Genomic DNA, 8,114 nt, shown 5'->3' on the forward strand with positions numbered 1-8,114 from the left:
ATTGTTATAAATCAATAAAAGCTAAACAATTTGGATCAATACTACAATAAGGAAAAAAGATTTAAATTGTTTTGGCTTTGGATGATTATTTTTTAGTCGGCTGGATTTAACGTGGCTTTTTGGCATTAGGCCTCATAAAAAAAGGAACTTTATACAAGTTCCTTTTTTTTATTGACAATTTTTTAATTGTTTTTCCACTTCATTTAAGGGAAATATTTCCTTGCCCTTATTGATCTTTGTATTGATATAGGTCAGTACATAAGCAATATCAACAGCGGAAAGATTTGAAGCTGGCATCGTGTTATTGAATTTCTTGCCTGCGACCTCAAGTTCCCCTGTTGCTCCATGTTTAACGATACAGGCAAGCTTCTGGTGATTTTTTTTCAAAAACTTGGTGTCTGTGAGCGGTGGGTAGAGGTTCCCCAATCCTTCTCCTTTTTCGCCATGGCAATTCTGACAATGTGTTATATACACTTTTTGACCATTTACCGTGTATTGTGCTGTCCTAATATCAATTTCGCTTTGACAGCCGATCAAAGCCGATAATAGGCATCCGATAATAAAGCAGGTCGTTAAGAGGGTCCGCATATTACTTTTTAGCTTCGTTCAATAGCTTTGGTAAGTCATCCATTAGTTTTTTTACCTGCTCATCATTAGTGCCGTCATAAGCGCCACGGATGCGTTTATCTTTGTCAATCAAGACAAGATAACCTTGGTGATCATAACCTCCGGGTACATTTTTATCCTCAGCCGTGTAAACCATATATTGGTTGGCTATACCATATATATCTGCCTTTGTACCTGAAACAAATTGCCAATGGTCATTGCTTACGCCTAATTTATTTGCGTAATCTTTCAATACGTAAGGTTGGTCATATTTAAAATCTATACTATGGGACAAAAAACGGACCGCATCATTGTCCTTATATTGTGTATAGATTTTGAGCAAATTACGGTTCATTGTCGGGCAGATACTTGGACAATGGGTAAAAAAGAAGTTTGCGATGTATACTTTTCCCTCGAAATCCTTCTCTGAGATCATCATACTATCCTGATTCAAAAACTTAAATGCCGGTATGGTATGATAAACCGTATCTATCACTTGTTTTCCATCAACTGTTTTTTCGACGGCTTCCCGTTCGCCATAAATTGGTAAGTTGGACTGGCTCGTGTTTTTGCAAGAAAATAAACCAAGCAATAGGCCCGTAGCACAACAAAGTTTAATTATAGATTTCATCCGTTTGTATTCTTTCATTATCAATTTACCCTATTGAGCTTTTCTATCCTGCTGTAAGGAAGTAGTGAGCAGCGCGGCTCGCCTAGAAGTTCTTTAATTTATCTTGGCTCTCCTTGGAGACAGCATCAAATATTTTCTTCATGTCTGATACTTTTTGTAATTCGACTTCAAAATATTTGATATCGGTACTGTCGGGTTTATATGCTTTCATCCAGTCCATCATATGGTCTGTTGCACTCTCCAGATTGGCTTTCAATATACCAAGTTCCTTTTTTGTTGCTGTGGTGTCTAAGTCCGACTTAGCAGCTTTCAGTGTTTTTAGATTATTCAAGATAGAGTCTATTTTGACTGCATCGCGGTCAAAATGCGCGATCTGAGGCATGATTTCATCATGGATTTTGATTGTTGAATCTTGTAAAACCTTTACATTGTTTGTGCCAGTGGTTCCACATGCCGCTATTGCCAAGGATGCGATAGCCATGAAAGCGATTTTGTTCATGTTTCTATTTTTTTTGGTAATTGGACAAAGATATCAATTTCTTATTGCTCGACCTTTCGATTTCTATCCGGGAATGTAAAATTCAAGTCACGAATGTAGGTTTCACAATGTACTACAGCACATAATTCATCATTTTTATCTTTTATTTCCAGACTCAGGTTTTTGACAATCTTGCCTTTCGTGCGAATGGTTTGGGTGCATTCGTCCAATAGTTCGTCCGAAAGTTGAACAGAATAGCACACACTCGTTTTGCCGGGTTTTTTAAAATCAATCCGAGATGACTTGAGCCAAGCTACGGTTTTTTTAAAACCTGTTTTTTGAAGATACTGATCAATCAGGATCGGAAATATCGGGTCTGCAGCAGCGAAAATTGTTCCACCAAATAAGGTTTTATTGGTGTTGATATTAAACGGAGTCTTGTAAATTTTCACCTCGGCTCCTTTAAAGCCGGGACTAATTTTTTTTACCCAAATTCCCTGAAATAAAAAAGGAGGGTAAAAACGCAATAGCCATGTTAATGCACGCGGACTGTATCTCATGATACAAAAATAGAACAATGTACCGGATTATTTTTCGAAATCTTGGTTTTCTTATTTCACTATGGTATTTTTACGGCATCAAAGAACCTAAAATGTCAACATTAAAAGATAAACAGGCTGAAAGCAAGAAGGTATGGCTATTGGTGACGATCGCATCGTTGGGGTATTTTGTCGATATCTATGATCTCATTATTTTTTCTATTGTCCGCATTCAATCCTTTACAGATATCAGGGTGCCGACAGGACAGATGCGGGTAAAAGGCGAATTTGTTCTTAATATGCAAATGGGCGGTTTGTTGCTTGGAGGGATTATCTGGGGGATTATCGGTGATAAATACGGACGTTTAAAGGTGCTGTTTGGTTCTATTTTACTTTATTCTTTAGCGAATATTGCAAATGGTTTTGTAGGGGATGTGTGGCAGTATGGAATTATCCGGTTTATAGCGGGGATTGGATTGGCTGGGGAACTGGGAGCGGGGATCACCTTGGTTTCGGAAAGCATGCATAAGTCAAAGCGTGGTTATGGAACGATGCTAGTTGCCAGTGTTGGGGTATTGGGCGCTATTTTAGCCTACTTTGTTTCGGAGGAATTCAATTGGCGTACAGCTTATTTTGTTGGTGGCGGAATGGGTTTATTGTTGTTGCTATTGCGTGTTGGTTCTTTTGAGTCGGGGCTATTTAAGGAACAGGATAAAAAGGATGTTCCGAAAGGTGATTTCAGGATGCTTTTTACCGATAAAGGCCGATTGAAGCGCTATATCAATTGTCTCTGTATAGGTTTGCCAATCTGGTTTGTGGTGGGAGTGTTGGTCACGCAGGCTCCAGAAATAGGAAAAGCACTAGGAGCATCAGAGACCCTGAGCGCTGGTAAAGGGGTGATGTTTGCTTATATAGGAATTTCTATTGGCGACGTGTTAGCGGGTGTGTTTGCGCAGATTCTAAAATCTCGGAAAAAGGTGGTTTTTATTTGTCAGTTGATTATTATCGGTAGTTCGTTATGGTATCTTTTGAGTACTGGAATTACAGCCAATAAATTTTTAGTTTTGGCTTTTGTCATGGGGCTAGGAGTAGGGTATTGGGCCACATTTGTGACTATTTCGGCGGAGCAATTTGGGACCAACCTGCGGGCAACTGTGGCTACAACCGCACCTAATTTTGTCAGAGGTGCCTTGATACCATCAACAATGGTCTATGGACTTTTGGTGGATTCGTTTGGTATTGTCCCAGCGGCAATTACGATGGTCTTGGTACTTTCTGGTATTGCGATGTATTCACTGACACAACTCGAAGAAAGTTTTGATAAGGATCTGAACTATCTAGAGGAGTAAGCCTAGATAAAAGTAATAACAGCCTATTTTTTTCGGCCTGGACACTTCTTGCAACGTTTCCCTTCTTTGTATTTTTTACAGCATTTTTTGAAACAAACACAGGAAAAATCGGAAAAAGGATTCATTGCGGCACTTCTAAATTGAAATGGGCTTGCTTTGCCCTCGCCTTCACACTGTTCCACAAAGGATTCAATAACTTCGTTCATGAGACAAAGTTACAATTTGTTTAAAATAATTCTAAATAAAAATGTAGTTTTTACATTTTTTTGATTAGGTTCTCAATTACTTTCGGGAAATGCTGGTGTTCCAATTGCTGTCCTTTGAACTTAATGATATCCAGGGTATCACCCGCATCTACCTTAAATTTTGCTTGATAAATAATCTCGCCCTCATCAAAGTGCTCATTGGCAAAATGAATGGTAATGCCATGCTCTTCTTCTTTGTTGGCCAAAACAGCTTTATGTACATGGTCGCCATACATGCCCTTGCCACCATATTTAGGTAGGAGAGCAGGGTGGATATTAATGATCTGATTTGGATAGGCTTTTAAAAGATTGTTTGGAACAAGCCATAGGAAACCTGCCAAAACGATCAGATCAATATTCAAATTTTTAAGGATGTTAACGACATTGTCCGTGTTGTAAAATTCATTGCGATCAAATATATGGGCTGGAATTTCAAAATTGTCAGCGCGTTGAATAACATAAGCATCAGGGTTGTTGGACAGGATCAGCGCAACCTCAACTTCATCTGAGTATTTGAAATGTTCCATTATTTTTTGAGCATTGGACCCTGAACCTGAAGCAAAAATGGCAATTCGTTTTTTCACGATTAATGAGTGTTAATAGATTTGATCGATTTAAAAATTAGTCCAAACTTACGCATTTTTTGCAAAAAAACTAAAATATTGACGAATAGAACCGCATTTTTAGGTATTATTGATCAAAATTAATTGAATATTCATTGTCAGTTTAAAATTCTTTAACATGAAGTTACTTTGTTCCGTATTTTTTGCATGTGCATTTTTTCTTTTTCAACCCTTATTTGCGCAGGCTCCAAAAACAATTCCAGCATTTACGTTTGATGAGGTCTATGGGTCGGGCAAATTCAATTCGGACAAATTGCCCAGGACAGGTTATATCGTTTTGGACTTTTATGATCCGGGCTGTGGCCATTGTCAGAAAATGGGGGCGGGCATTGCACAGAATTTACAAAAGCTAAAAAACGTTAGTTTTTATTTTATCTCCATGAACGACAAACCTTATGTGGATGGATTTATTAATATGCATGCCAAAGCATTGAAAACTGCTCCCAATGTGAAATTTTTGTTTGATTCGGGAACACAGTTTATAGAAAAATTCAGCCCAAGTAATTATCCTTCTCTTTATGTTTATGATGCAAAAACGAGGACCTTAGTGCAGCATCTTGACGGGGAAGACGATGTGAAGAAATTGCTGAAAACAGTAGGAGTTTGTAATTAAATTATAGTTGGCTTATAGTAATATACTAGTTTATAGAATAAAAGCCCCACTTCATTAGCGGGGCTTTTATGATTATTCATCACTATAAGCTATCAATGATCAATCTTCCTGTTTATTGATAAAGACGAATTTTCCATCGAATACATCCAATCTGATAATCGAATCGCGACTGACTTTGCCCGATAAGATTTCTTTGGATAACTCATTCAGAATACGTTTCTGAATGACACGTTTCAATGGTCTAGCACCATAGATCGGATCGTATCCGAGTTGTGCCAACCAATCCATCGCTTCATCCGAGGCTGTTATAAAGATATTTTGTTCGGCCAGTTGTTTTTGGACATGCACAAATTGAAGTCGAACAATATCACCAATCTCATCTCTACTCAATGGTGTAAACATAATCACTTCATCAATACGGTTCAGGAATTCTGGACGGATCGACTGTTTGAGTAGGTCAAACACTTCAGTACGTGTTTTTGCAATGATCTCCTCTTTATTGTCATCATCCAAATGACTGAAATTCTCTTGGATAATATGTGATCCTGTATTAGAGGTCATTATAATGATTGTGTTCTTAAAGTTAACTGTACGGCCTTTATTGTCTGTTAGGTGACCATCATCCAATACCTGCAACAAGATGTTAAATACATCCGGATGTGCTTTTTCAATTTCATCCAATAATACGACCGAATAAGGATGTCTGCGTACGGCTTCTGTAAGCTGACCACCTTCATCATAACCAACATATCCCGGAGGCGCGCCAATCAAACGGGATACGGCATGCCTTTCCTGATATTCGGACATGTCGATACGCACCATAGATTGTTCATCATCGAATAGAAATTCAGCCAGGGCTTTTGCGAGTTCGGTTTTTCCGACCCCGGTTGTACCCAGGAAGATGAATGAACCTATTGGGCGTTTCGCATCATTCAGTCCTGCTCTTGAACGGCGGATTGCATCAGAGATCGCTTCAATGGCTTCATCTTGACCTGCAACCCGTTTGTGAAGTTCCTCTTCCAGGTTCAGCAGCTTTTCACGTTCAGACTGAATCATTTTGCTGACGGGTATTCCGGTCCATTTGGCAACGACATCAGCAATATCTTCCGAAGTTACCTCTTCCTTGAGCATGCGTTTGCTTTCCTGTTTTTCAGCCAGTTCAGCTTTTAGTTTCTCCACTTTTTCCTGAGCTTCTTTGATCCGTCCGTAACGTAATTCAGCTACTTTACCATAATCACCTGAACGTTCGGCCTGCTCGGCTTCAAGTTTATAGTTTTCAATGTTTTCAATTTCTTGGTTCACATTGTCCACCAGGCTTTTTTCTTCCTGCCATGAAGCTCTCAGGGTGTCGCGTTCAGCAGATAAGTTGGCAATGCTTTCAGAAAGTTCCTGTACCTTTTTGTCGTCATTCTCACGTTTCAGCGCTTCGCGTTCGATTTCCAATTGCATGATACGGCGCTCCAGTTCGTCTACGGCCTCTGGTACAGAGTCCATCTCCAAACGTAATTTGGATGCCGCCTCGTCAATTAAGTCGATGGCTTTGTCCGGTAAAAAACGATCCGCGATATAACGTTGTGATAACTCCACGGCAGCAATAATAGACTCGTCGAGAATACGCACTTTATGGTGTGTTTCATAACGTTCTTTCAATCCCCGTAGGATGGAGATGGCGTCTTGCGTGTCTGGCTCTTCCACCATGACTTTTTGAAACCTACGCTCCAAAGCTTTGTCTTTTTCAAAGTATTTTTGATATTCGTTGAGCGTGGTTGCTCCAATTGCACGTAGCTCACCTCTGGCCAAGGCAGGTTTCAGGATGTTTGCGGCATCCATAGCGCCTTCACCACCACCAGCACCAACCAGGGTGTGGATCTCATCAATGAAAAGGACGATCTCACCATTGGAATCGGTTACTTCTTTGACAACAGCTTTCAAGCGTTCCTCAAATTCACCTTTATATTTAGCTCCGGCAACCAGGGCGCCCATATCCAAAGAAAATACAATTTTGGATTTTAGATTCTCTGGTGCGTCGCCTTTGATAATCCGATAGGCGATTCCTTCCGCAATAGCGGTCTTACCAACCCCGGGTTCGCCAACGAGTATGGGGTTGTTTTTGGTACGTCGTGAAAGAATCTGCATGACACGTCTGATTTCCTCGTCACGGCCAATGACCGGGTCTAATTTGCCGGATTCGGCATATTCATTTAGGTTACGGGCATATTTTCCAAGTGCGTTGTAAGTTGCTTCCGCATTTTGATCAGTCACGCGACTATTGCCCCGCAATTCTTTAATGGCCGTCTTAAGATCTTTTTCCGTCACCCCTTGTGATTTCAGTAGGGATGAGGTTTTGTCTGAAGTGGCCAATATACCCAGTAGTACATGTTCGACCGATACAAATTCATCGTTGAATTCTTTGAGATATCCTTGTGCTTTCTGTAAAGCGTTGTTTGCATCACTGCTCAGATAGATATTGCTTCCGCTTACTTTAGGGAAGCTCTCGATTTGCTTATCAAGCTCAGCGCCAAGGTAGGGGATGTTGACGTTCAATTTCTTTAATAGGTGACTGACAACATTTTCATCTACAGTAAGTAATGCTTTTAATATATGTGCTGTCTCGATGGCCTGTTGCTGATTTCCAGCAGCTATCTCCGACGCTTTTTGTATAGCCTCTTGGGCTTTGATTGTGTAATTGTTAAAGTTCATTCTGTATCGCTTAATTAAAGTTTTGTTGATATGTAGGGGTATAACAATTGAAGTGCCATTCGGGTTTTACGTGATAATTCGGAAAAAATGACATTGATATTTATTGATTCATGACAAATTTTCAGTATTAAAAAATAATGCTGTTGATTTTTAAATATTTGGCGTCAAAGCGGGTAAAAATTATAGCGAGGGACTTGCATTTTTGATTTAGGCTTTCGATATTTGCAGCATCTTAAAACGGAGGTCGTTTTAAGATTGAAAAGAAGTAAAAAGCCTCTTTAGCTCAGCTGGTAGAGCAACTGACTTGTAATCAGTAGGTCATTGGTTCGA

The 8,114-nt window shown here is 39.7% G+C and carries 8 protein-coding genes; 2 read left to right on the top strand and 6 right to left on the bottom strand.

Features of this window, described 5'->3' with window-relative positions; genetic code table 11:
* Positions 1-168: 168 nt before the first annotated feature.
* The 4 genes from AC07UV_RS07775 to AC07UV_RS07790 all read right to left on the bottom strand — a co-directional run bounded on the left by AC07UV_RS07775 (position 169) and on the right by AC07UV_RS07790 (position 2,275).
* Positions 169-588: a c-type cytochrome gene (locus AC07UV_RS07775; RefSeq protein ID WP_495183254.1), complete on the bottom strand. Its 420-nt coding sequence runs from the start codon at positions 586-588 to the stop codon at positions 169-171.
* 1 nt (position 589) lies between these two features.
* Positions 590-1,237, bottom strand: a complete 648-nt coding sequence (locus AC07UV_RS07780) for an SCO family protein (RefSeq protein ID WP_495183255.1) — start codon at positions 1,235-1,237, stop codon at positions 590-592.
* An 82-nt stretch (positions 1,238-1,319) separates the two neighbouring features.
* Positions 1,320-1,736, bottom strand: a complete 417-nt coding sequence (locus AC07UV_RS07785) for a transposase (protein WP_495183256.1) — start codon at positions 1,734-1,736, stop codon at positions 1,320-1,322.
* Positions 1,737-1,777: 41 nt separating this feature from the next.
* Positions 1,778-2,275 carry a DUF4442 domain-containing protein gene (locus AC07UV_RS07790; RefSeq protein ID WP_282254872.1) on the bottom strand — a complete coding sequence of 166 codons (498 nt, stop codon included), beginning with the start codon at positions 2,273-2,275 and terminating at the stop codon, positions 1,778-1,780.
* A gap of 92 nt (positions 2,276-2,367) precedes the next feature.
* Here AC07UV_RS07790 and AC07UV_RS07795 point away from each other — a divergent pair, with 92 nt between their 5' ends.
* Entirely contained in the window at positions 2,368-3,603 is a 1,236-nt protein-coding gene (locus tag AC07UV_RS07795) for an MFS transporter (RefSeq protein WP_495183257.1), read from the top strand.
* Positions 3,604-3,859: 256 nt separating this feature from the next.
* On the opposite strand, the gene purN is transcribed toward AC07UV_RS07795, so the two are convergent.
* Positions 3,860-4,432, bottom strand: a complete 573-nt coding sequence (gene purN / locus AC07UV_RS07800) for a phosphoribosylglycinamide formyltransferase (protein WP_120257940.1) — start codon at positions 4,430-4,432, stop codon at positions 3,860-3,862.
* Positions 4,433-4,589: 157 nt separating this feature from the next.
* Here purN and AC07UV_RS07805 point away from each other — a divergent pair, with 157 nt between their 5' ends.
* Positions 4,590-5,084, top strand: coding sequence for a TlpA family protein disulfide reductase (locus AC07UV_RS07805; RefSeq protein WP_495183258.1), 495 nt, complete (start codon positions 4,590-4,592; stop codon positions 5,082-5,084).
* 99 nt (positions 5,085-5,183) lie between these two features.
* Here the strand turns inward: AC07UV_RS07805 and clpB are convergent, their stop codons facing one another.
* Positions 5,184-7,784: an ATP-dependent chaperone ClpB gene (gene clpB / locus AC07UV_RS07810; RefSeq protein ID WP_259178850.1), complete on the bottom strand. Its 2,601-nt coding sequence runs from the start codon at positions 7,782-7,784 to the stop codon at positions 5,184-5,186.
* Between the last annotated feature and the right edge of the window lie 330 nt (positions 7,785-8,114).

The organism is Sphingobacterium sp. GW821-FHT03E03, from assembly GCF_059420745.1.